A 2,446-nucleotide genomic window follows, 5' to 3' on the forward strand; every position below is an offset into this window, starting at 1 on the left:
TGGTCCGGCCTCGCGGCGGCTGCCATCGCGTCCGCCGCGGCCCTTGGCCGCCGGTGCGCCACGGCCGCGCCCGCGCCCGCGCGGGGCACGCAGCGCCTCCTCGATCTCCTCGTCGGAGACCGGGTCGAGGCCCTCGACCTGCATGCGCGGAATGGGCTTGCCGGTCAGCTTCTCGATCGCCAGCACGTTGCGGGCGTCGTCGGCCGTCGCGATGGTATAGGCGTGGCCCTCGCGCCCGGCGCGGCCGGTGCGGCCGATCCGGTGGACATAGTCCTCGTCGCGGAAGGGCACGTCGAAATTGAACACGTGGCTCAGCCCGCCGATGTCGATGCCGCGCGCCGCGACGTCCGAGCACACCAGAAGCTGCAGCTCATTCGCCTTGAAGGCGTTGAGCGTGGCGAAGCGGGTCGACTGGTCCATGTCCCCGTGCAGGGCGCCGACGCTGAAGCCGTGCTTCTTCAGCGACTTGTAGAGAATGTCGACCTCGATCTTCTTGTTGCAGAAGATCAGCGCGTTCTGCACCTGCTCGACGCGGATCATCCGGCGCAGCGCCTCGCGCTTGTCGTGCGGCTGCACATAGACGATGCCGGCCGTGATGGTCGTGGCCACCGAAGCGGGTGCGGAGACCGCGATCTCCTTCGGGTTCGACAGGAAGGCATCGGCCAGGCGACGGATCTCGGGAGCCATGGTGGCGCTGAAGAACAGCGTCTGGCGGATCTTGGGCAGCATGCCGACGATGCGCTCGACATCGGGGATGAACCCCATGTCCAGCATGCGATCGGCCTCGTCGATGACCAGCAGCTTGCAGTCCGCCATCAGGATGCGGCCGCGGTCGAACAGGTCGAGCAGCCGGCCTGGCGTGGCGATCAGCACGTCGACGCCCTTCTCGAGCACGTCGCGCTGGTCGTTCATGCTCTCGCCGCCGATCAGCAGGGCGTGATTGAGCTTGAGGTACTTGCCGTATTTCTCGAAGTTTTCGGCGACCTGCAGCGCGAGTTCGCGCGTGGGTTCCAGGATCAGGCTGCGCGGCATGCGCGCCTTGGCCCGCGAGCCGGTCAGGATGTCGAGCATCGGCAGCACGAACGACGCTGTCTTGCCGGTGCCGGTCTGCGCGCAGCCCAGAACGTCCCGGTTCATCAGGACATACGGGATGGCCTGTTCCTGGATCGGCGTGGGGTGGACGTAGCCGGATTCCGTGACGGCGCGTAGCAGTTCATCGGACAGGCCGAGATCGGCGAAGGTGGTCCGCGCCGGCGGCTCCTCCTCCGTGTAGTCCGGGACGTCCTCCTCGGCTTCGGCAGGCGGCGGCGCGGCAGCCTCGCTTGGCGCCGCGGCGAGGATCACCTCGGGGGAGGTCTCCGGCTGAGCCGGGACATCGGCCGCGTCAGCGGCCGCAACGGGAAGATCGTTCAATTCGCTCGGTTCCATGGCCCGGCCAGGCGGGCCGCCAGGGGTGGTTGCGGTGGGTGGCCGAGCCCCGGCAGGGCGCGCATCCGGGGCCGGCGATCCGGCCCGCCATTCCACGAGCGCGCCGGATATGCGCCGCTTCGGCGCGAAGATCAAGGATTTCCGCCCGTCCGGGTGCATGGACGCCATGCGGGCGCGGCGGTAAAGCCGCCGCATGAACGATGCGCCCGCCCTGCTGCTGCTGCCCGGCCTGCTCTGCGATGCGCGGCTGTGGCGCGACCAGGTGGCGGCGCTCGCACCGCTCGCCCGCCCGGTGGTGGCAGACCTGACGCAGGATGACGGGGTCGAGGCCATGGCGGCGCGGGCCCTGGCGGCGGTGGAGGGCGATTTCGCGCTCGTGGGCTTGTCGATGGGCGGTTATGTCGCGCTGGAGATCCTCCGCCAGGCCCCCGGGCGCGTCACGCGGCTCGCGCTGCTCGACACCTCGGCGCGGCCGGACACGGCGGAGCAGACGCGCCGTCGCCGCGGGCTGATCTCGCTCTCGCGCTCCGGCCAGTTCCGCGGCGTCACGCCGCGGCTGCTGCCGCAGCTGATCCATCCCTCCCGCCTCGACACGCCGCTCGCGGAGGAGGTGATGGCGATGGCCGAGCGGGTCGGCCAGGAAGCCTTCCTGCGCCAGCAGCACGCGATCATGCACCGTCCCGATTCGCGTCCGAACCTGGCACGCATCGCCGTGCCCACCCTGGTTGGCGTGGGTGCGGAGGACGCGCTGACCCCGCCGCACCTGGCCGAGGAAATGGCGGCGATGATCCCCAGTGCGCGGCTGCGCCGCTTCGCCGATGCCGGCCACCTGCCGACCATGGAGACGCCCGAAGCGGTGAACGCCGCGCTCGCCGCCTGGCTGGTCGCCTGACCGGCGCTATTCGACGGTGATGCCGACCTCGCGCACCAGCGCGCCCCAGCGCGCGTCCTCGGCGGCGATGCGCGCCGCCAGCGCCGCGCGGCCCGAGGCGGCGGGCTCGGCGCCGATGGCGCGGAA

The 2,446-nt window shown here is 71.0% G+C and carries 2 protein-coding genes; one reads left to right on the forward strand and one right to left on the reverse strand.

Annotation, left to right across the window (positions count from 1 at the left end; all coding sequences use genetic code 11):
* Nucleotides 1-1,428: DEAD/DEAH box helicase (locus HW578_RS25480; protein WP_232479279.1), on the reverse strand; the 1,428-nt coding region annotated here is incomplete at its 3' end.
* Between the two features lie 193 nt (nt 1,429-1,621).
* Here HW578_RS25480 and HW578_RS25485 point away from each other — a divergent pair.
* Nucleotides 1,622-2,320: an alpha/beta fold hydrolase gene (locus tag HW578_RS25485; RefSeq protein WP_198373512.1), complete on the forward strand. Its 699-nt coding sequence runs from the start codon at nt 1,622-1,624 to the stop codon at nt 2,318-2,320.
* Nucleotides 2,321-2,446 lie beyond the last annotated feature (126 nt).

It is taken from the genome of Roseomonas rosulenta (assembly GCF_016106005.1).
Lineage (GTDB): Bacteria > Pseudomonadota > Alphaproteobacteria > Acetobacterales > Acetobacteraceae > Neoroseomonas > Neoroseomonas rosulenta.